The organism is Mesomycoplasma neurolyticum (assembly GCF_900660485.1).
Lineage (GTDB): Bacteria > Bacillota_I > Bacilli_A > Mycoplasmatales > Metamycoplasmataceae > Mesomycoplasma_A > Mesomycoplasma_A neurolyticum.
The window spans coordinates 186,431-210,780 of sequence record NZ_LR214951.1; the positions used below are offsets into that span (position 1 = coordinate 186,431).

The 24,350-nt window shown below is 23.3% G+C and carries 13 protein-coding genes and 1 tRNA gene; 12 read left to right on the forward strand and 2 right to left on the reverse strand.

What is annotated here, in order from left to right; translation table 4 throughout:
* Positions 1-7: 7 nt before the first annotated feature.
* Positions 8-98, reverse strand: a tRNA-Ser gene (locus EXC65_RS00785).
* Positions 99-569: 471 nt separating this feature from the next.
* On the opposite strand from EXC65_RS00785, the gene EXC65_RS00790 reads away from it, so the two are divergent.
* The 12 genes from EXC65_RS00790 to EXC65_RS00845 all read left to right on the forward strand — a co-directional run bounded on the left by EXC65_RS00790 (position 570) and on the right by EXC65_RS00845 (position 23,187).
* Positions 570-1,925 (forward strand): glycine--tRNA ligase, encoded by a 1,356-nt coding sequence (locus tag EXC65_RS00790; RefSeq protein WP_129719607.1) that lies wholly within the window; start codon positions 570-572, stop codon positions 1,923-1,925.
* A gap of 3 nt (positions 1,926-1,928) precedes the next feature.
* Positions 1,929-3,671 carry a DNA primase gene (gene dnaG / locus EXC65_RS00795; protein WP_129719608.1) on the forward strand — a complete coding sequence of 581 codons (1,743 nt, stop codon included), beginning with the start codon at positions 1,929-1,931 and terminating at the stop codon, positions 3,669-3,671.
* Positions 3,672-3,729: 58 nt separating this feature from the next.
* Positions 3,730-5,049: an RNA polymerase sigma factor gene (locus EXC65_RS00800; protein WP_129719609.1), complete on the forward strand. Its 1,320-nt coding sequence runs from the start codon at positions 3,730-3,732 to the stop codon at positions 5,047-5,049.
* The gene (locus EXC65_RS00805) at positions 5,033-5,818 is read left to right on the forward strand and encodes a Nif3-like dinuclear metal center hexameric protein (protein ID WP_129719610.1); all 786 of its coding nucleotides are present in this window, start codon (positions 5,033-5,035) and stop codon (positions 5,816-5,818) included. The genes EXC65_RS00800 and EXC65_RS00805 overlap by 17 nt, the downstream gene beginning before the upstream one ends.
* Before the next feature lie 323 nt (positions 5,819-6,141).
* Positions 6,142-11,553 (forward strand): PDxFFG protein, encoded by a 5,412-nt coding sequence (locus tag EXC65_RS00810; RefSeq protein ID WP_129719611.1) that lies wholly within the window; start codon positions 6,142-6,144, stop codon positions 11,551-11,553.
* 14 nt (positions 11,554-11,567) lie between these two features.
* The gene (locus EXC65_RS00815; RefSeq protein ID WP_129719612.1) at positions 11,568-14,666 is read left to right on the forward strand and encodes an ABC transporter substrate-binding protein; all 3,099 of its coding nucleotides are present in this window, start codon (positions 11,568-11,570) and stop codon (positions 14,664-14,666) included.
* Between the two features lie 2 nt (positions 14,667-14,668).
* On the forward strand, positions 14,669-15,724 hold the full coding sequence (locus tag EXC65_RS00820) for an ABC transporter permease (RefSeq protein ID WP_129719613.1): 1,056 nt from the start codon (positions 14,669-14,671) through the stop codon (positions 15,722-15,724).
* Positions 15,724-16,734 (forward strand): ABC transporter permease, encoded by a 1,011-nt coding sequence (locus tag EXC65_RS00825; protein ID WP_129719614.1) that lies wholly within the window; start codon positions 15,724-15,726, stop codon positions 16,732-16,734. Before EXC65_RS00820 ends, EXC65_RS00825 begins: the two co-directional genes overlap by 1 nt.
* Positions 16,735-16,741: 7 nt before the next feature.
* Positions 16,742-18,004, forward strand: a complete 1,263-nt coding sequence (locus tag EXC65_RS00830; protein WP_129719615.1) for an ABC transporter ATP-binding protein — start codon at positions 16,742-16,744, stop codon at positions 18,002-18,004.
* Positions 17,985-19,376 carry an ABC transporter ATP-binding protein gene (locus EXC65_RS00835; RefSeq protein WP_129719616.1) on the forward strand — a complete coding sequence of 464 codons (1,392 nt, stop codon included), beginning with the start codon at positions 17,985-17,987 and terminating at the stop codon, positions 19,374-19,376. Before EXC65_RS00830 ends, EXC65_RS00835 begins: the two co-directional genes overlap by 20 nt.
* The gene (locus EXC65_RS00840) at positions 19,364-20,965 is read left to right on the forward strand and encodes a hypothetical protein (protein ID WP_129719617.1); all 1,602 of its coding nucleotides are present in this window, start codon (positions 19,364-19,366) and stop codon (positions 20,963-20,965) included. Before EXC65_RS00835 ends, EXC65_RS00840 begins: the two co-directional genes overlap by 13 nt.
* Positions 20,966-21,111: 146 nt before the next feature.
* Positions 21,112-23,187 carry a PTS fructose transporter subunit IIABC gene (locus EXC65_RS00845; protein ID WP_129719618.1) on the forward strand — a complete coding sequence of 692 codons (2,076 nt, stop codon included), beginning with the start codon at positions 21,112-21,114 and terminating at the stop codon, positions 23,185-23,187.
* A gap of 36 nt (positions 23,188-23,223) precedes the next feature.
* On the opposite strand, the gene EXC65_RS00850 is transcribed toward EXC65_RS00845, so the two are convergent.
* Complete coding sequence (locus EXC65_RS00850) at positions 23,224-24,234, reverse strand: YhjD/YihY/BrkB family envelope integrity protein (protein ID WP_129719619.1); 1,011 nt, start codon at positions 24,232-24,234, stop codon at positions 23,224-23,226.
* Positions 24,235-24,350: the final 116 nt, after the last annotated feature.

A 24,350-nucleotide genomic window follows, 5' to 3' on the forward strand; every position in this document is an offset into this window, starting at 1 on the left:
AAACAAATGGCGGAATAGACAGGATTTGAACCTGCGCGGGTATTGCTACCCCTAATACGTTTCCAACGTATCCCCTTCAGCCTCTTGGGTACTATTCCAAATTTTAATACTTATTTTTTAATTATATTTTCAAAATTATTTATAAAATTATAACATATTTTTTAATATTAATTAATACAAAAAAACACCATTGTAAACTTTTGATTATTACCACAAATGTTGTTTTTTTAAAAAAATAAAACCATATAAATTTTAAAAAATGTTATATTTCAGCTAACAAGGTAGAAGATAAAAAAAGCTACTAACAACTTTTGAACACTACTTTTTTTCCAAATTTTTTTTCATTTTTTGGTTTTTATTAGCCTAAAAAAACAAGAATAGTTTATAAAAAAATAGTAAAAAAATAAATTATCATAAAACATGTTATAATTAAAATAACCAAAAATATTATGAAAACACTATTTTAAATTTTAATACAGTCAAAATTTATAATATTTTTTAATAAAAAACTTTAATAAAAAAATAAATTTTTATTATTTATTTTTGTTTTTTTAATATAATTTAAAAACATGAAAAAAATACAAGAAATTATCAATCATTTAAAAAACTTTGGTTTTGTCTTTCAAGGCTCAGAAATTTATGGCGGATTAGCTAATACATGAGATTATGGACCTATTGGAACCCTGCTTTTCAAAAGACTTAAAGAATTTTGATGATTTGAATTTATAAACAAAGAGAGAAACATGTTTGGGCTTGATTCAAAAATTTTAATGAATCCGAACGTTTGACATGCATCAGGACATGTAGATAATTTTTCAGATCCATTAATTGAAAACAAAAATAACAACAAAAGATATAGAGCGGATCACATTATAGAAGAACTTTTCAAAGATGTTAATGTTTCTAAAATGTCTAAATTAGAAATGGAGCAATTTATAAAAGTAAATGTTCCTTATTATGACAATTCACCAACAAATTGAAGTGAGATTAAACACTTTAATTTAATGTTTGAAACTCATCAAGGTGTAGTTGAAGATAAAAAAAATAAAATTTACTTAAGACCTGAAACTGCTCAAGGGATTTTTATAAATTTTAAAAATGTTCAGAGAACTATGAGAGCTAAATTGCCTTTTGGTATAGGTCAAATTGGTAAATCGTTTAGAAATGAAGTGACACCTGGTAATTTTATTTTTAGAACTAGAGAATTTGAGCAAATGGAATTAGAGATTTTTGATTTTCCTGAAACATCATTTGAAACATTTAAAAAATATGTTGATAAATCATATAATTTTTTATTAAAACTTGGAATTAATAAAGAAAATTTAAGAATTAAAGAGCATTCTAAAGATGAATTAGCACATTACTCTGTAGCTACAAGCGATATAGAATATTTGTTTCCATTTGGTTGAGGTGAACTATTAGGTATAGCTCATAGAGGAGATTTTGACTTATCATCTCATATGAAGCACTCAAATGAATCATTAGAATATTTTGATCCTGTTCAAAACAAAAAAATCATTCCTCATATAATAGAACCATCAATGGGAGCTGATCGTTTAATGTTTGCACTTTTAATTGATGCATACAATGAGGAAGAGTTAACTAATGATGATAAAAGAATTGTTTTAAAATTAGATAAAAAAATAGTGCCTTTTACTGTCGCGGTTTTACCACTTGTAAAAAAACTAAGTGATAAAGCGCTTGAAATTTTTGATAGTTTAGTTAATGCTAATTTTTCAGTGGATTATGATGAAGTGGGTTCTATTGGTAAGCGTTATCGTCGTCAAGATGCAATTGGGACATTTTATTGTATAACTATTGATTATGATACTATAGAAGATTTAAAAGTTACTATTAGACATCGTGATACAATGAAACAAGAAAGAATAGATATTTCTGAAATTCAAAAATATTTAAGGATTTAATTCATGTCACAAAATATAACAAAGGTAATAAATGAAACTCTTGATATTGCTACTGTAATATCTAGTTTCATCTCTATTCACAAAAAAGGTAATAATTATATTACTATTTGTCCTTTTCATGGAGATAGGAATCCTTCACTTGTTATATCACCACAAAAACGGATTTTTAAATGTTTTAGTTGCAATGAATCAGGTGGCATCATTGATTTTGTTATGAAATTTAATAAAATAAATTTTGTTTCTGCAATTAATTTGTTAAATGAAAAATTTTCATTAAATCTTGATCTAAAATATTATGATAATAATGAGAAAAACACAAAATATAGTGAATTAGAAAAAGAAATAATAAATACAAATTCATTAGCAACTATTTTATTTAAAGTAAATTTAAAAACAGAAATAAATAATAATGTCTTGTTAAAGAATTTTTTTTATGAAAGAAAAATGACAGAAGAAATTATTCAAAAATTTGATATTGGTTATGCTTCCGATAATGAAAAATTTAAAAATTTTTTAATTAATGTTAAAAAAATACCTAAAGATATATTAATAAATTCATCTATATTAACTGAAAGTGAAAATTCTTTTTTTATCAATAGGATTATTTTTCCAATTAAAAATGAATTTAATGATATTGTTGGTTTTTCAGGAAGAATTATTCAAAAAAATGATAATGTTCCAAAATATTTAAACACTCCACAGAATAATTTGTTTTCAAAATCAAAAATCTTATTTAATTATTATGAAGCAAATAATAATTTAAATGAAAAAAATGAAATTATTATTTGTGAAGGTTTTATGGATGTTATTGCTTTATATAAAAGTGGCATTAAAAATGTAGTGGCACTAATGGGGACATCTCTTAGTCAATACCATATTCCATTATTAAAAAATAAAAAAGTTGTATTATGACTTGATGGTGATAAAGCAGGAAAACTAGCAACAAAAAAATCAATTTTAATTTTATTAAAAAATAAAATAAAAGTAGAAATAATTAATAATACAACTAGTTTGGACCCTGACGAAATTTTAAATTTAAACGGAAAAGAAGTGTTAGTGCAAATGATAAATCAAAGAATAACAGCATTTGATTTTGTCTATAAAGAACTCTCCTTTGATTTAATTCCTGACAATTTTTTATCTACAACTAGTTTTGTAAAAGAATTTTTGTCATATTTAATTTATGCATCAGATCAAGAAAAATCTTTTTTTATTAATAAATGTGTTTCCGAACACAAAATTCCATCAAATTTTTTCAATTCTATTAATATTGATAATTCTCAAAAAACTAGTGACAAAGTTGTGAAAAAAAAATTTTTAAAACAAAAAAATGAAATTTTCGCTAACCATTTAAAAGAAATGGTAACTTCTATTTTGTTAATACCTGAAATTGGGCAAAAGTATTTAAGAGATCAAGAATTAGTTTTTTTAGATCAAAAAATAAAAAAAATGATTAATGAATTTTTGAAAATTCCTGATATCAATAAAAGAAAAGAATTACTAGAAAAAAATCATTTTTTTTCTGATAATAATCCAAAAAAAATAAATGATTGAAAAAGTATAAAAAAACGTAATAATGAATTTTATTTTAATAATTTTAAGGTTAATATTTTTAATAAAATAAAAGAATTAGAAAATGAAAAAGCAAATGCAAAAAGCGAAAAAGAGGTCTTAGAAATTAAACAAAAAATAAATTCCATTTATAATTTATGAATAAATTTTTTATTAAATAATAGAAAAAAATAAAATTTTGTTATAAAATTTAATATTTAGTTTGTAATTTTATTTTTTTAGTGAGGTGTTTATGTCTAGAACAAAGAAAAAAAATAATAATAAATATGATGTTATTATTGAATTTTTGAAAAAGAAAATTAATAAAAGAAAAAAATTCCTTACTCAGGAAGAAGTTTTTAAACATTTAAATTCTAAAAAAATAGATATTGATGAAATGGCAGCTGATGAATTTTTTTCTATTTTACTAAAAGAAAACATTATTAAACCTGAAGCTGATGAAGGTGATTTAGATGATGTAAAAGAAGAAGAATTTTTAAAAGAATTAAAATCTGAAAAGAAAAAAACAAAAAAAAATTCTAAAAAAAATGATGATGACTTTGATGATGACTTTGATGAAACATTTGAATTAAAAGATTATGGTTTAGATGATGATTTAAGTTTGAATTTAGAAGGATTTGCAAGTGATGAAAATTCATTAAATCTTCATGATAATAATTTAAGAAACAAATTGACTGAAACAGATGATATCATAAAATGATATATGCGTTGAATAGGGAAATATGGTAAATTATTATCACATGAAGAAGAAATTGAAATTGCTAAAAAAATCCATAATTCTTCAGCTAGAAACGCAAGAAAAGCAAGGCATTTATTAGTTAAAAGAAATTTAAGACTTGTAGTAAATAATGCTAAAAAATACAAAAATAAAGGTTTATCTTTTATTGATTTAATTTCAGAGGGCAATGGCGGTATTTTAAAAGCTGTTGATAAATTTGAGTATGAAAAAGGTTTTAAATTTTCTACATATGCAACATGATGAATAAGACAAGCTATAACAAGAGCAGTAGCTGATCAAGCAAGAATAATTAGAGTTCCAGTTCACATGGTAGAAACTATTAATAAATTAACAAAAATCGAAAGAGAATTACAACAGGAATTGGGTTATACACCATCAGATGAAGTTTTAGCAGAAAAAATGGGTGATGATTTTACACCACAAAAAGTTCAATATATAAGAAAAATTAATATTGATCCAATTTCCTTGGATAAATCCATAGGAAAAGAAGATGATTCATATTTTTCAGATTTTATTAAAGATGAAAATGTAATTTCACCAGTTGATTATGCAGCTAAAGAACAATTATCTTCATGAATTAAAACAATACTTAATACTAATTTAACCCCTTCCGAAAAAGAAATAATTATGAAAAGATATGGTATTGGTGAAGATGAAAATGGACAAAAATACAAAGTTCATTCACTAGATGAACTTGCTGCTGAAAGACAAGTAACAAAAGAAAGAATAAGACAGATTGAATCAAAAATTTTAAAAAAACTTAAACATTCACAAGGCAAACAAAAATTAAAAGATTATGTCAAAAATGATTAGCACTAATGATTTGGCTGAATTTTTAAATCGAAAATTTCCGCCTTCATCAATTGAAGCTTGGGATAATGTTGGTTTTTCTTATTTTGTTGATAAAAAAATTAAAAATGTTTTAATTGCAATCGATTTAACAAATGAAATTGTTGATTATGCAATTAAAAATAGTTTTGATTTCATTCTTACATATCATACATTTTTTTTTGAAAAAATATCTTTGAAAGATACATTTAAAAAATATAGTTACAAACAAAAAATTTATAAAAAATTAAAGAAACATCAAATCAGTGCTTTTTCAGTGCATACAAATTTTGATCATTTAATAAATACAAGTGTTAAACAAATGATTGAAAAGTTAGGTTATGAAGGAAATTTAATAGCCATTGATAATTTTAATGCTATATTAGAACTAAAAAAACCAATAAAATTTAATAACATTGTAAATGATTATAAAAATATTTTTTTTTTAAATAGTTTGCAAACTAATTTATATGATAACAAAACAATTAAAAATATCACATTTTTACCAGGTTCCGCTGGTATTGATAATATACTAAAATCAATTAGAACTAAAAAAACAGATTTATATATAACATCAGATTTAAAATGAAGTGAACAAATAACTTTAAATGAAAGAAAAGTTAATTTTTTACTTGTAAGTCATTTAGTAGAACAACATATTCTTGATTATTTTCAAAAAATTATTTATAAAAAATTTAATAATCAATTAAAAATTGAAATTAAATTTCTACAGGAAATTTTGATAAATTTATAAAAAAAATTTTTATATTATTTTTTTTAGTGTATAATTGATAAAGTTAGTATTTAAATTGAATAAACTAACATTTTTTAAATTTAGAAAGGAATTACAATGGTTTTTAACACTTCTATTGCTAATATTGCTAATATTGCAAAAATTAAAAAAATTGTTTCATTTATGACCAAGTGAAATAATTTTTTCCATTGTCATTTTTCTAAATAAGTTCCAAAAATTTAAACAAAAAGAAAAAAATATTTTAAAAAAGGGCTTATTTTGAAAAAAATAAGTTTTTTTTTAAAATAAATAATTTTTAACAATATATTATTTTAGGAGTTAAAATGAAAAAAATTAGTGATTTAAAATTTCGGAGTAAACTTTTATTATCAATAGGTATAATAACAACTTTCTCTACTATTACTATTGGTTCGCTCATTGGTTATGCGAATAATTCTGATGAAGTAAATGGAATTAAATATCCTAATAATGATTTAAGTAATAATTTCGCTTCTATTTTTAAAAATAATGAAATTCAAGCTGAAGTATATATATTAGATCCATTAAAAAAAGAAAAAGTTGCTTTTGTTAACGAAGATGCCACTCAATTTTGATTTGCAAAAGACAAAGAAACTAAATATAATTTTGATGATTTTTTTAAAAAATATTTTGAAATTTATAATGATGAATTTGTTTTAGAAGTAAAATACAGTTCATTTAGTTTTTTTAATGAGTATGTTTTAGCTGTTAGACCAAAAGAATTTATTAAATTTACTAAATGATTTATGAAAGAAGTTGCATGAGGACCTGATTTGGTTACACTTGACAGTTTTTCAATAGTTAAAGGTGTTAAAGTTAATGGAAATGCTATAACTTTAGGGAGTCATACAACATTAAGAAAAGAAGAAAATAAAATTGAATTTTATCCTGATGCATTTTTTGGTTCATTACCTATTTATAGTCAACTAAGTGGGGATAATAACTGAAATGAAAGATTAACAACAGATGTATTTTCTGAAGCACAAACCAAAGAAAAAATAGATGATCTTATCTCATCCATTCCTTTAATTTCTACAATTGCTAATTCATCAAATTATAAATTTTCATTTCTTGGTATTGCAATTCCTAAAAAGTTAAAAAATCAAGAATTATATTTAGTTAAAAATAAAAATAACAATGATTATTTATTTTTAGATTTTGATAAAAAACCTACTGTTGATGAATTTAATAAATATTTAAAAAATAAAAATCAAAATGAAAAACAATATGATTTTAATGATATTAAAAAATATATTATATCTTCAACAGAAGCAAAAAGTGAAGAATTAGAATATGATGAAAAAGATAATACTAAAAAAATTAATGCTTCATTTTTAGCATTAACATTAGAAGAAATAGATGAAATTAAAAATATTAAAATAAATAATAATAAAATTAGAATTTCATTAGATGAAAATTATTTATCTAGCACATCACTTGTTAATTATGAAGTGTTAAAAAAATATCATGATAAACAAATAGAACATTTTTTAGATTTTTATGATGTTAAAGAACATAAAGGCAAAACATTATTTTCATACGTTAGTCCTTCTAGTTCAAAACAATGATTTTTCAAGTCGAAATTAAAAGCTATAAACACTTTGAAAGAACTTAAAGACTATAGCAAAATCACTGAAGAACAAAAAAAACATTTTAAATTTTTAAAAATCAATGATATTTTTGTTCAAGATTCCATTTTAACAATTAAATTAATTGACAATGAAAATGAAAAAAATGAGCAAATATTAAAATTTGATTCAAAAAATATGTCTGATGATGATCAAGAATTATTTGAGCAATTTAAATTATCGATAGGTTATAATGGTTCATTAAATCCAATTACTCTTTCATATGGTCCAGAAGAAAAAAATATTTTCAACAAATACGGAGAAGAACAAAAAGGATTAAATAGTAGATATTATAATATTTATGTTGAAAGATATAGTAATTTATTAGAAAAAATAACAAAAAAATACCCACATATATTGAGAAAAAGTAATGGGCCTCATATTGTGAAAAAAATTAATGATAAAGGATTTTATGAATATACAATTCAAGATGGGGAACATCACTCCTTTAAACCTGATGATAGAATTGGTTTAGCTTTAATTTTAGGTGCATTAGATGAAAAATTTGATGGATTTTCTTATGATTTTTTAAAATATGTTTCAGCTCATGAGTATGGACATCATTTTACACTTGATCAAATTAAAAATTTAAATTCAGTTAAAAATTCAATAATACTTGGTGCTATAGATCCGAGAACTGGGTTGTCTGATGATTCATTTTATTCAAAATATGCATTAAACAACTATTTAAAAGCAAGAAGTACACTTGATTTTACAACATCTCATGCTTTAGGTCATGAAACTAGCGATAGTTCATATATAAAATTTAAATTTTTAACTAAAAATGGTGAATGAAAAACTGAAACTAAAGATGAAGTATGAGGGTCTAGCAAAAAAAATGCAACAGCAATTGACATTTCGAAAAATAAATCTAGACGTTTTTTACAAACATGAAAAGGTATTGAAGAAGCTGCTAAAATTAGGGGTGTTAAAATTTCAGATTTATTTTTAGCCAATTCTTTAGATGAAAATTCAGGAACACTCAATCCAACAATAGGTGGAGAGAATAAAATTATTTATACATCAAAAGAAAATAATGAAAACAAAAAACAATGAGAAGTTGTTGATGCCAAAAAAATTATTTCTGAATTAAAAGACGGTGTAGGTAACCCTATATTAAATGCAGTTAAATTTAAAGGTAATAATGTTAATAATTTTGATCTTGAAATTGTTCAAATTGTTGACAACAAAGCTGTAAAAATAAATCTTTTTGATCGTGATGGGAATCCGCTTATTAATGTGCCATTAAACGAAGACTTAGATGATGCGACTAAAGAATACATTAAAAGTGAAACAAAAAAAATTAGTAACATTATTAAAAGTATTGTTGTTTTAGAATGAAATGAAAGCGGATGAGATAGACTTGATACAAAAATCGGTGGGAAAATAGAGTTCACTTCAAAATATTTACTACCTCCCCCTAATAACTGACTTATCCCAAGAGAAGAAAATTGAAAATATGATTTGTTTGACTATGAAATTAAAACTAGAACAAGAAACAATAATGTTGTCCCTAAGGATGCTTATGGATTTAATAATGCTATACTTGAAAGCCGAACTTCTTCAAATTACTATAGTGCATTTAATTTAAATAAAGAATCATATGCTTTTAATGATGACCAAAATAAAAATGATAAAATTTCAAAGCAAAATTCATTATTCAATAATGCTTATGTTTTTTCTTCAAGTTCTGAAAAAGCAACAGAAGGAATTGTGGGTGCATGATGACAATATTTCCTAAGTGTTAATGATTCTGGAAAAGTTTTTGCCTTTGTAGAAAAAAACAAAAACAATAATTATGAAATAAAAGAGAAATTTACTTTCCCATTAAATGATAGTTCTAAATTTCTTAAAAATTTACATGATAGTTCTTCTGATCCTACACCTTGACCTAAAATACTTCAACAAATTTTGAAAAATGAAAATTTAGCAAAATTTCAAAAAAATATTCATACTGAAATAATTAAATCTTTAGAATCAGAAAATGGAATTTTTAAATTTGTTAATCAAAATAATCAAATAATTGATTTTGGGGAATTTTTACTTAATAAAAAAACATTGTCTAAAGATGAATTAAAAAATAAATATGCTACTTCTTTTGAAAAAATAATTTTATATAATTATGAAAATATTTTTAATATTCAAAATAATTTTTACAATTCTTTTGTTAAAAAATATCATTTAAAAGTTGATGGTGAAGCATATATTTCATTAGCTTTTGATAGTTTAAATGAACTTTTAAATTTTTCTTCAATTGATTATTCAAAAGCTAAAATTGAAAATATTGAATTTAAAAATAATAAAGAAGAATATATTATTAATTGAGATATTAATTATGTAAAAACTAAATTTGATTTAGAAGAATTTAAAAAAGGTGTTCTAAATAGCGAATATGAAAGTCAAGAGTTAAAAAATATTGTATCTAATAATAATGAACAAATGATTGCTAATGAATTGATGAATCGTTTTAGATTTTCAAATTTATTTTTATCAGTAAAAGATTTCAATCCTACAAAAAGTTTAGTTGAAAATCAAGTAATTTTTACCAAAGAATATGGAATAGATATTTTTGATTCCTTATTTAAAAATATGCTTATTTTTGATGAAAGTAATATTCAAAAACATAATTTAGATAATTATTATTCTATCAAAAATATTCAAGAAAAACTTAAAGAGTTTATTATTTCAATGATTTCAAATAATCGAGATCAAGATGAAATTTTAGAATTGATAGATACACAGGATCTATACAAATTTATTGGTAATATTTTTGTTTCTACTTTTCGTAATGATGTTGCTATTTATCAATTTTATAAAGGTACACCATCACAGGATTTTGTTCAATATGCAGAAACTAAAATTGAAAATCAAGTAAAAGATAAATTTAGTGATTATGTTTATAATATTGCTGAAACATTAACAAGAGATTTTGTACAAATAACTTATAAAGCAAGTGCAAATGAATTTGATAAATTATCTACATTTATTACTGGAATAAATGAAGAAGGAACAAGTCTTGATTATGTAGTTGATGCTGTTTCATTAAAAAGTATAAATGATAAATTTATTGATTTAGAAAAATTTGATAATTATATTGTCAATGGAATGAAAGCTCAAAAAGCTGATGAATATATCAAAAAAATATCACCTGAAATTCTTCAAAATTCTTATTTAATTGATAAGAATTTGGAAATTACAGATTCATTGAAGAAAAATTTAAAAAGAGTAGATTTAAGTGCTAGTGAAAAAGAAAAAATTAATTCAGAATTAGAAGAAATAATAAATAACATAAAAAAAATATATAAAAAGAATAATTTAATTATTAAAAATAATGTTGATGAATTATATCCAGTCTTTTTAGATGAAAAATGAGCACAAATTCATAATGGTTCACAAAATAGAAATAAATATTTTGGAAAATTTATTACAAAATCAAATGGATTTGTTAAAGATATGTTGATTAAAGAAAAAGTGGATATGCATTTTTATGACAAAGATTTAAATGAAATTCATGATGATACTATTAGATTAAAAGATTGAGATGGTAATAAAATAACATCAAGGCCAAAAGCATTCTTTGTTTCACAAATATTAAATTTTGGTGCAGGTAATAGAAATATTTCTGGAATTTTTAGAAAAAAATCAAATGATGCTGTTGCACTATATGGATTTATGAAAAATGAAGATGCAAAAAAAATTAAATATATTAAATTTTATGATGAATTTACTAAAAAACCAATTTATATAAAATTTAACACAGAAAAAACAAATAATTTATTTTATCTAAAAAAACAAAGTGATTTAAAATCTAAAGTAACTCTAGAAGATTTAGGGTATACTACATGAATAAGTGATTATGTAATTATGGGAAAATATCGTGATGGGCATTTAAAACCAAAACATAAGTATACTATTGAATTTGTAGATGAAAATTATAATCTTGTAACTAAAGCTATTTTAGGAGACTTAGAAGCTGTAACTGAAAATGGTAAAACATCAGACCAAGCTCCAATTCAAATTTTTAAAGATAAAAATAATAACAATGCTACTACTATTCAAATTAATCATCAATTTAGAGTTTCTAATTAAGAAAGGAGAAAAAAATGTGAAAAAAGAAATTTAAATTTAGAAATTTTTTACTATTTTTAGCTTTCAACTCAATTTCTTTAAGTGCATTTTTGTCAATTGCTTGTGAAAATAAGGAAAAAACAAAAAATACTGAAAATTATAATTATGATTTTGGTTTAGTTGCTCCTCCTATTAATAGTTTGAATTATATAAAATACGAATCTACTTCTAAGGTTTTACCTTCTTTAGTAGAACCATTTACAAAAACTGGACCTATTGAAGATTTAAAATCTATTTTGCATCCTCCTAAATATATAATTCGTATAGCGAACACAAGTGCATCTGTTGATGAAAAAGGTGAGAAAAGTTCTAATTTTGATATTTTTTATAAAAAATCTAAAGATGAAATATCAAAAGATTGAACAAAAACTATTTCTAGTAGTTTTTATTCTGCGCATGATTGAGAATTATTAGGAGGTCTTGGTAGAGCTAGTCAAGATAGTCAAGAAACATCATCTTTTTATTTCTTTCCCAATCCAAAAAATCCTACTAATGTTATGGCTTATACAGCTTTTTTAGGTGAAAAAAACAATTTTTGAAGTAATGGCGATGTAATTGAAGCTAAGGATTTACGCGATTATTTTGAATATATATTAGATTTAAATGTTGGTTCACAAAAAAAAGAAAAAATAAGAAAATTAGGAATTAGAAGCGCAGATGAATTTATTCAAGCACAAAATGATTATGTATCCAAGTTTAGTACACTTTATAAAAATCCTTGAGGAAGAAGAAAATACATTAAAAATGAATTTGGAGACTATATACAAGATCCAGATGAATTAGTTTGACAATCACAAATAAAAGGTGATGAAGAATATGTAAAAAAAATTAAAGATGCTGCTTTAAGATTTGGTTTTTATACAGGTCAATTATTTTTAGATTATACAAATGAAGAAATTGAAAATAATTTAAAATACAATCCTAATTTCGATCTCCAAAATAACAATACACAAGTTTTTAAAATTTTATTACCAAATAAAAAAGGTGAAAAACCAGAAGATTTTAAAATAGTGAAAATTATTAAAAATCCTTATTTAAATCCATATCAAGAATTTGTACATGATAAAAAAGAGCATAAAATCATTGCTAAACAAAAAATATTTGCAAATTCAGAAAATAGCTTTACATTAATTTATGATGAAAACAAAACACTTCGTCCTTTTTCTGTTATTCATCAAACTAATTCATTTTTCCCTGTTAATAGAAAATTTATCGAAGCTGAAGTGGGGAATATTGAAAAATTTGGAATTAGTTATGAAACATTTTTAACTACTGGCCCATTTAAATTAGAAAAAGATTTAATTTTAGGACCTAATGGTTATTTAAAATTAACTAAAAATTTAGATTATTTTGATGCTTCAAGTACTATACCAAATAAAATAAAAATTTTATTTTCAACTGATGTAAATGTTTCTAATATTCTTTTTGAAGATGGGGTAATTTCTCATACATACACATCAGCAAATAAAATTTTAAAATATTATTCAGACCCTAAAACCAGAGAATTTTTAAAGAAAAATGGTGGTTATGGAACAATTGCTTTTTCATTTAATTTAGATGATGAAACAAATAAAAATATTTATTTAAAAGATCCCAATTTAAGAAAAGCAATTCAATTATTATTAAATAGAACAGAAGCGATTAAATATGTTGGTTGAGATTTCTCACTTCCAACCACATTATGAACAGCATATGGTCAAAACACTTCTGATGATGGAAAAAATTTAGAAACTTTCTATGAAGGATTAAAATTCAAGGAAAAAAATAATGTTGAAAGAGAATTATTGGATATTAATTTTTTAAAGCATACAGGTAAAAGTTTTAATTTAGAATATACTTATTTATCAGATAATATGTATGATCCAAAAACTGCCGGATATTATTTAAAAGAATTCCAAAAAAATCACCCTGATGTTAAAGAAGTTAAAATTGAATATCTTAATAATTCAACTGAAGAGCAAAAAAAAGCTGGTTTATTTTTACAAGAACAAGTAAGAAAAGGGCTCAAAGAAATTGGTATGAATGATTTCATCACATTTGAGCTTAAATCATTGCCAGAGAACACTTACGCATCTTTTGTTGATGAAGGTAAATTTGAAATTATCTATAAAAATTACGATTATCTTGGTGGTGCTTCACCTGAAGATTATATTGCTGTGTTTTTTGAAAGCGATGAAATTAATAAAATGTCCCAAAAAAATATAGGATTTAAAATTAATCCAGTTGGGAGTTTCACTTATGAAACATATGTAGCTGATTTATTTTTTGAAAAACTTAAAATTAACAATAAAAGTATTACAAAACAAAAAATTTTAGAGCCACACATTAAGGCAATTGAATATTTTATTGAAAAAAATAATTTTAAAAATAAAGTGGTTGAAGCTCAAAAACAAAATTCAGATTCTAAATATTCATCACTTTCTAAAGATATCACAAATAATTTAATGTCTAAAATAAGTGAGATTTTAAAATACTTAGAATCAAAAGATGATCTTACAAGTGAACAATTAGAAAAATTATATACTAAAGATTTTCTAACTTATCTAGTGGAATATAATATTTTAAATCGGGCTGAAAAAAATAAAATTCAAAGTAAAGTAAACAAATTATTTAGAATTTATATTTTAGAAAAATATGGAGTTAAAGAAATAGCTAACAGAACAAGAGATACTGCAACAAGATTGATGTTTGAACAATTTATTGAAAGTTATGATGATGATCCAAATTTAAAAAATACATTAAATTATTGAGATAAATTTGTTGAATTAGCATTTAAAAGGCAAAATGAAGATTCAATTTCTTATAACTCTCGTATTAAATCATTTTTTACCTCTAACTTTACAGACAAAGAGATAGAAGATGGTTGAGAAACCATTTGATTATACCCATTTATAGGTTCATATGAAAAAGTTATTAAAGATAGCGCTATTGTACTTCCATTAATGGAAGTGGATACTAACTGAGAAATATCAAGAATAACTGGTGTAAGTAGCTTATATACTTATGCACTTCAATATGCATATGATTATACAAAACCACCTAGACCAGGTTTACCAAGAAAAAGGAAAAATTAGTTATGAAATTAAAAAAGAAAAAAATTAATAATGTAAATTATTATTATGATGAAAATAAAGTTTATTTTTCAGCAAAAAGAGTAGAAGAAAGAACATTAAAAGAAAAACTTTTATCTTTAAATTCACCTTTGTTAAATTTTTGATGAAAAATCTTTAAAATTATTTTAGAGTTTTTTATAATTGCTGTGATTGTTATTACGATTACATTTTTCTTGATAAACATTGTTCCTGGTTCTAATACTATAACTGCTGGATTAGATGAAAGTCAAAAAAATGCAATTGAAACTAAATATGGTCTTAATTTGCCTTTATGACAAAGATATTTTAATTATTTAGGCGGGGTTTTTAAAGGACAATTTGGAATATCACTTTCATTATTTCCTGGACAAGAAATTAATGATTTTATTTGAGTTAGATTTTATAAATCATTTTTAATAGGTATTTTTTCTGTTTTAATAACTGTTAGTGTTGGGATTTCTATTGGTGTTTGAGTTGGTAAAAATCCTGGTGGTTTTTTAGATAATATTTCAACATTTTTAGTAAGTATTTTTTCTTCAATTCCTTCTATTATTTTTGCTTTGATTCTTGTGTTTATAGGTAGAGTTGTTAATTTACCATATATTTTTGAAGAGAAAAATTTATTAACTTATATATTACCAGGTCTGGCTTTATCATTAGGAAGTATTATTGTTTATATCAAATATATTCGTACAGAATTAAATCGAGAAATTAATTCGGTGCATGCTAAATTTGCTTATTTAAAAGGTGTTTCAAGAAATAAATTTGTATGAAAACATGCACTTAAACCTTCGCTTTTTCCAATTGCAACATTTTTCCCTGCTGTTATATTTGGTTCATTTATTGGAAGTATTTTTATTGAACAAATATTTTTTATTAGTGGATCAGGTGCAACTTTTTTAGAAGCTATTCAAACAAAAGATTATAATGTTATTTTGTTTTTAATTATTATTTTTTCAATGTTAACTGTTCTTTCATATGCAACAAGAGATATTTTATATGAATTAATCGATCCAAGAATTAGGAGAAAATCTAAATAATGAAGTTTTTTAATAAACATAAAAATGATTTAAATGAACAAAATGACTTTAATAATAAGAATTCATTTAAAAATGCACCTAATAAAATTTTGCAACCTTTTCAATATCAAGCGTGAAAAATTGTTGGTCAAATTTTTGATTCGAATTTAAGCAATCAATTAAAACCTGAAATTAAACCATATAAAGAATTTATTTCTCGTTATTCAAGAAGTTTTTTTGGTGTTTTTGGTTTTACACTTTTATTAATTATTATTTTACTAGGTTTAATTATTCCATTTTTTACTAAAGATCCTTTAGTAGACAATGTTAATGATAGGTATTTAACTTTTAATCAATATGATATAAATGAAAATTATCACTTTTTCGGAACTGATTCACTAGGAAGAGATTTTTGAGCTCGTTTATGACATGGTTTACGTTATTCATTGTCACTTGCATTTGTTGTTACTTTTATTGAAGTCGTAATAGGGCTTACAATAGGTATATTAATGGGACAATTTAATTTATTTGATAAAATAATGACTTTTATAATTAAAATTATTTCTATTGTGCCAAGTATTTTAATTTTAATTTTGGTTACTATTATTTTTAAACCTACTTTTTGAGTTATTGCATTAGCACTTTCAATTACTTCATGAACAGGAATGGCTAATCAATTAAGAGCGCAAGTGAAAAGGGCTAAAAATTTTGAATGAGTTTCAGCTTCTAAAGTTTTAGGAACTTCATCGATTAGAATTTTAATAAATTATATACCTGTAATTGTTCCGATTTTAATCACACAGTTAATTTTCACAATTCCAGGTGTAATACTTTCAGAAACATCACTTTCATTTATAGGTCTTGCTATTGAAGATATACCAACTTTAGGTAATTTAATTTCTGATGGCCAAAAAGTTTTTCCTAACTATTTAAGATATGTTTTTGTACCATCTACATTTTTAATTTTAATCACTACTTCAGTACAATTAATAGGAGCAAGTGTTCAAGATACACTTAGAAGACAAAGGTAATTAAATTATGAAATATTCTAAAACAAGACAAAACTTTAAAATTATAAGAAGTAGAATTAAAAGAAAAATTTATTATAAAAAATTTAATTGTGCCCATGTACATAATCAAACAAGTGCTTTTTTAACTAAAAAAGGAGCTAAAAATAATTTTAATTGAAAAAAGTTTGAGGAAAATGTTTTATATAGAGAATTTGAAGATGGAACTAAATATAAAATCACAGCTCAAATTGATAATGTGTTTCTTTCATTTAAAAATTCAGCTAAACCTGATGAAAAAAATAAAGTTTTAAGAGGTGCATCCTTAGAAATTTATGAAGGTAAAGTTCATGCTATTATAGGTGAATCAGGAAGTGGTAAATCAGTTATTACTTCACTATTATATGGTCTTACAGGTGATAATGCTATTATTGATTCAGGAGAGATTAAACTTTTTAACAATAATGTTGAAAAGTTTAGTCAAAAAAAATGGGAAAAATCACAATATAGAGGAAAAGTGGTTTCCGCTGTTTTTCAAAATCCAATGTCAACATTAAATCCAACAATGAAAATTGGTAAACAAATTATTGAAGGTATGTTGATAAATAAAATTGTTCCTAACAAAAAACAAGCTTACAAAAGAGCAATTGAATTTTTAAAACTAACAAAAATTAATGATCCTGAAGCTGTAATGAAACTTTATCCACATGAACTATCAGGTGGAATGATTCAAAGAGTTGTTATAGCTGCTATAGTTGCGCTGGAACCTAAAATTTTAGTTATGGATGAACCAACAACTGCGCTGGATCCAACTGTACAAGCATTGGTTTTAGATGTAATTAAAAGTCTCCAAGAAAAACTAAAACTTTCAATTGTATTTATTACACATGATTTAGGTGTTGTTGCTTCAATTAGTGACTATATTTCGATAATGTATGCAGGACAAGTGATAGAAGAGGGAACAAGAGAAGAAATTTTATTCCACCCACAACATCCTTACACTTGAGGTTTGATTTTAAGTATGCCTGATTTAAATATAGGAGAAAAATTAAGTGCAATTAGAGGTAATGTTCCATCCAATTTAAACAATATTAAAGGTGATGCTTTTGCCGTTAGAAACGATTATGCACTTGGACGTGATTTTGAAATTGAACCTGATTTTTATAAACTTTCAGAAACCCACAGGGTAAAATCTGCTTTATTAGATCCACAAGCTCCTAAATATGAACCTCCTAAAATAATCAAAAAATTATGAAAGGAATATAAAGCAAAAAATGATAAAAATAAAAAATAATAATTTGAAATCAAAAAATTCAGATATTAATAATAATGAAAATTATTCTAAGGTTTACAAACAAAAAAGCTTTTTATTTTTTTCAAAAAACATTGTTAGAAAAAATACTAAAAATATCGATGAAATGTTGAAGGTTCCAAAAGACAAAGAGCTTTTAGCAACCTTAAGAAATCTTGATATTACTTATGGACATGGTTTCAAAGCATTTAGAGCTGTTAGTGACATTAATCTTAATATTTATAAAGGTGAGGTTTTAGGTTTAGTAGGTGAATCAGGAAGTGGAAAATCAACTATTGGAAAAGCATTAGTTGGACTTGTTCCATATAGTTTTGGTGAAATTCATCTTGTTAATAAATTATTGCCAAAAAAGCTATATCGTGGTTTTAAATTTGGAAAAGCATTAAAAGAATACAAAGAAATTAACAATTTTTTAACAAATAAAGTGCAAATGATTTTTCAAGATCCAGCCAATTCATTAAATCCTCATGCAAATATTGAAAAAATTGTTTCAGAAGGTTTAGTCAATACTAAAAATGCTAAAGAAATTTATTTATACAATTTTGATCAAAATACAAAAAAAGAAATTTATGAATTATTAAAAAAAGAAAATGAAAATACCAATTATTTTGCTAATGATTATGAAAAGCAATTAGATGATGATATAAAAAATTCTAATCAAGAAATTGCTTTTGAAAGTTTATATATTAAACTTAAAAATGATATACAAAATCAGCAAATGTTATCTGAAGCTATTTCACAAGTTTTTGAAGAAAAAACAAAAATTAGAAATGAAATTACAAAAATTAGTGAAAAAGATGCTAGAAAAAAATTGGTTATTGAAATTCTTAAACAAACAGGTTTGGATGAAAGTATATTAAGACGTTATCCACTTGAATTCTCTGGAGGACAACAACAAAGAATTGGTATTTCTCGTTCTGTAGTTTTAAGACCTGAATTATTAATTGCAGATGAGCCTATTTCAGCACTTGACGTTTCTATTCAAGCCCAGGTAGTTAATTTATTTAATGAATTAAAAGAAAAATATGACTTAACTATTTTGTTTATTGCTCATGATTTAAGAATGGTTGAATATATTTCTAATAGAATCGCAGTTATGAATAAAGGTAGAATTGTGGAAATTGGTTCAACTAATGAAATAATGAAAAATTCATTTCATCCTTACACCAAAAGTCTTTTAGATGCTGTGCCTTCAATTCATGGTAAGAAAGGTAGTTTAGTAGGTTATGTATATAATCCTAAAATTCATAAATATACTGAAACTAATCAACCTGAATGAGTAAAAATTAATGATAATCATTTTGTTTTTGCAACAAAAGAAGAAGTGGAAGAGTGAAAAACATGAAAAAAATAAAAAATATTTTCTTTAAAAACAAAATTTTATTTTTATTAACACCAGCGTTTGTTGCAACACCAATATTATTAGCAAGTTGCCAAAATAATAAAAAAGATACACCAAAACTAGAAACTCAAAGTCAAAAATTGTTCGAGGATAAAAAAAGTAAATATAATGACGAGTTAAAAGATTATTTTTTAAATAATATTGATAAAAAAAATGATTTTGATAAAATTGTTAATCTAAATGATTTAGAAAAATTTATTATAGATTTAAATTTTGATAAATCTATTGACAATTTATCAAAACAACGAATTATTTTTGATAAAAATTTAAATTCAATTAATTTTTTTAATGTTGATTTTTCTGAAAAAATAAAAAGTTATAATTTAATTTTAAAAGAAATCAACAATGAAAAAAATCAAAAAAAAATTATTGATGATTTAAAAACAAAACATATTAAAAATATCACTCTAGAAAAATATCCTGAAATAAATAAAGCAATAAATTCCGATGATTTCTTGCAAGAATTAATGAAAATAAATGATGGTGAACAATTTAGTTCTATTTTAAATTCAAAAATAGATTTATTATTAAAAAATAAATATAAAACACTTGATGACTATAAAGAAAATTTAAAACTTCAAGCAGAGCAAAATGAATTAGATAAAAATGAGTTGTTAAGAGTTATAAATAAAGCTAATAGTTTTCATGATTTATTAAATATTGAAAAAATGATGGATAGTCTTTTAAAACAATCAATAAAAGATCTCGAAACAATTGAAAACAATTTAAAAACAATGAGTGATGTAGAAAAAAAGAATCAAAATTCACTTTTAAAAGTTATAAAAATTTATTTAAAAACAATTAATTATTATGAAAATAATTTTTTAGATTTTGAAAAAAGAGTAAAATTAGCTAATACTAATGATCAGTTTACCCAAATGTTCAAAGAAATTCATAAATTGTCATTAAATTACAAGCCAGTTTTAGAAATTTTAAAAACTGAAAATGGAGAAAATTATTATTCTTCAAAAATTTATAATAATAAAATAAATTTCTTTATAACAAGTCAACTCTCGGAATATGACGAGGAAAAAGAGGATGGTATTGTAATTGTTAAAAATATTGATGAACCAAATACATCATTGCTAGAATCAGCATTTTATAAGTTTACGCCACCTGCTCTAGTTAGAACTTTTGAATTAACACCAGAAGATAAAAAAATTCAAAGTAAAATTTTAGATTTAAGACAAAATTTCATAAAAAATGCATTTAACAAATCTGTAGGAAAAGATCTTAAATTTTATTTCAATGATACATCACTCCAATATTATCAATTAGATAATAATCCTGATTTAAGTGAAATGCAGAAATTAATATTACAAAGAGGATTACTTCAGCAAGGTTTGAATCAATTAGTTTTAACAAGATATTTATGAACAATTGACTATGTTTTAGCTAATGGATGATTTTATGAAGAAATTTATCACAAATTAATTGGATATAATGAAAATTATGAAAGTGATTTAGAAACACAAGCGATTAATTATAGGGTAATTTCAGAAAAATTTAATTTTAAAAATTTACTTGATTTTAAAAAATAAAACTATAAACCAAAATTTATAGTTTTATTTTTTTAGTTAAATAAGTATGGTTTATTTTTTTATTTTTTTTAAAAAATGGTATTATATAAAAGCAAAATTTACAAATATAAATTTGCAAAAAAAAAAAAAAAGGATAAAAAAATTTAATGAAATTGATTGATTTTTTAAAAAATGAAAAACTTATTTTTATTAATAATAATTTTTTAAATAAAAATGAAGTTTTGCATTTTATTTCTAAAAAATTAGTTGAAGTTAAATATGCTAATGATGATAAAAAAATTTATAATCTTTTTGAAGAAAGAGAAAAAACATCAACAGCCATTGGTGATGAATTTGCAATTCCTCATATTTTAACAAATCAACTTACTACAAGTACAATAATTTTTTTAAAAACAAATGCAATAGATTGACAGGCATTTGATGAACAAAATGTAAAGTATATCTTCGCAATTGCTTTAAAACAAAATGATTCTTCAAAACATATAGAAATTCTTCAAAAATTATCAAAAATTTTGATGAATCCAAATTTTAAAAAAGAAATTAAAGAGATTAAAAATACTAATGAATTTTTAGATATTATAAACAAATATGAAAATTTAATAGATTTAGAAATTTCAGAAAAAACTAATGATGAAATTTATGATATTGTAGCTGTAACAGCATGTCCAACAGGAATAGCTCATACATTTTTAGCTAAAGAAAATTTAGTTAAAGCAGCACAAAAATTAAATATCAAAATTAAAGTTGAAACCCAAGGGACAGAAGGAATTGAAAATAGTTTATCTGATAGTGATATTAAAAATGCTAAAGGTGTAATAATCGCCGCTGATAGAACCATTGATAAACAAAAATTTGCAAAACATAATAATGTTTTGGAAATCTCTACAAAAAATGCAATTCATAATGCTCAATTATGAATTGAAAAGGCACTTGAATTAAAAGGAAGTACAATTAGTGCAAAATCAGATGATAATGCTAAAAAGTTACTAAACAAAAATGAAAACTTTTCATTCAAGTCAAAAGATTTTGGTAGAAAAATTTACCAAGCTATAATGAATGGTGTTTCTCATATGCTGCCATTTGTTGTTTTTGGTGGCATTATGATTGCTCTATCATTTATTCTTGATACACTTATTGGACTCTCTTCTGGCCAATCACTTGATGATCCTGATTTTTTAAAAAATTATGGTTCTTTTTATAGTGTTTCCAAATGATTTATAACTATAGGGGGTAGTGCATTAGGTTTTGCCATCCCTATTTTAACAATATTCATCGCTTATGCAATTAGAGGAAGAATTACCATACTACCTGCATTGGTTATCGGTTTGATCGCTAGTGGAAAAATGAGTAGTTCATATTCTTTTTTAGGATCAACACTAGGCGATAATTCAGAAAAAATATTAGAAACTGGTTCAGGTTTTATTGGTGCTATAATTGGTGCATTTTTTATTATAGTGATGCTTGATTTAATGAACAAATACATTTTTAATAAAATGCCAAAAAGTTTAATGGGAATAAAAAATATATTAATTATTCCATTATTAGGGACATTAGTTATTGCATTGATGTTTTGAGTTGTAAATATACTATTTATATACATAAATTATGGATTAAATTTATTTTTAGGATTAATGACAGGGAATGTTTGATTAATTTGATTGCTAGGAATAATTATCGGAGCAATGATGGCAATTGATCTTGGGGGTCCTATTAATAAAGCTGCTTATGTTTTTGCTGTCTTTTCAATTTCTTCTTCTGGGAAAGCTGAACATTCTGCTGCAATGGCTATTGCAATGGCGGCAGGTATGGTTCCACCACTTGGTATTTCTTTATCAATGTTTTTACATAAAAAAATATGATCAAATGAAGAAATTAAAGCTGGTAAATGGTCAAATATAATTTTTGGTTTATCATTTATTAGTGAAGGAGCGATTCCATATACATCAGCTAAACCAAAAATTTTAATTCCAGCTAACATTGTTGGGGGGATTGTTGCAGGTCTTATTGCTGCTATTTTAGGAACAACAATAATAGCACCGCATGGTGGTATATTTGTAATATTTCTCTTAAAATCAACATTGTTTAATTCTTTCGGATTACAAGTTGCATTTGGTATAATTTTTTGATTAGTAGCAATATTAGCAGGTGCCATTGCCCAAGCTTTAACAATTTATATTTTATCAAAATATCATTCTAGAAAATTGTTGGCAAGAAAAAGATAAGTTTTAAAATATAAAAACAGCATGTTTATGCTGTTTTTATATTTTTTTATTTTGAAATCTATATTTATTTTTTGTTTTATCACTAACAAAACTTTTATAAAATGCTTCATTAATAATTATTCCAAAATATAAAATATATGAAATAAAAAGTGTAAAAGTGCTTAAATATAAAAATGTAGCAAAGATTCCAAATTTATTATAATCAATAATCTTTATTGAAGAAAGGTAACCAAAAATTGTTGAAAATAAAGTAGATGCTAAGGAACTAATAATAACGCCTGGTTTAATATTTTTAAAACTTGTTTTAAATGTTGGTGTGTATTTTAATAAGAAAAATCAAACTATAAAAAAGAAAAATATTATATAAAAAGATGAAATAAGATAAAAAAGAAAAATATATATTGACTTATTTTCAATTTGGACATCTAATTTTTTAAATATAAAAGTTGCTGAAAGCAATAAATATGCAAAAAATATTGAAATAACAGTAACAATAATAAGTCCTTTCATCCTATTAATAAATCAATTACCTTGATTTTTATGACCATAAATTATTGATTGACTTGTAATAAATTTAGCATAACCAGTTGATGAAATTCAAAGAGAAGAAATTAATAAAATAATATTGATTTTATTAAAACTTAAAATTAAATTATAGTTTTTGACTTCGCTTTCATTTTTATTAAAATCAAAAATTTTATCAATGGCCGGAATATATCTACTTATTATCTCTTCAAAAATAAATTTTTTCGTATCATCATCCTTATAATGAATATTAATTAAGGAAATGCTTAAAATTAAAACAGGTATAAATGATGTGAATAAATAAAAAGCAAAACCTGCAGGGATAAAAGCATATTCATGTGAAGATATTTTTTCTACACTTCTTCTAACTAAAATTTTAGTTTGTTCATTGTTTTTTTTTCATCATTTGGGGCTTACACCAATTCTTAAAGGTATAAGTAAAAGAAAAGATAAAATTTTGTAAAAAATTTTTCTATCTTTTTTAGTTATTATTTTGTCTTTAAATCAATCATTATTAAACATTTTTTTATATTATACACCAAAAGAAAAAAACAAGTTTTTTAATATTTTTTTCTTTTTTCACATATTTTTTTATTTTTTTGCTAAAAAATTCTTTTTTTCTATTTGTTTTTGGAGGA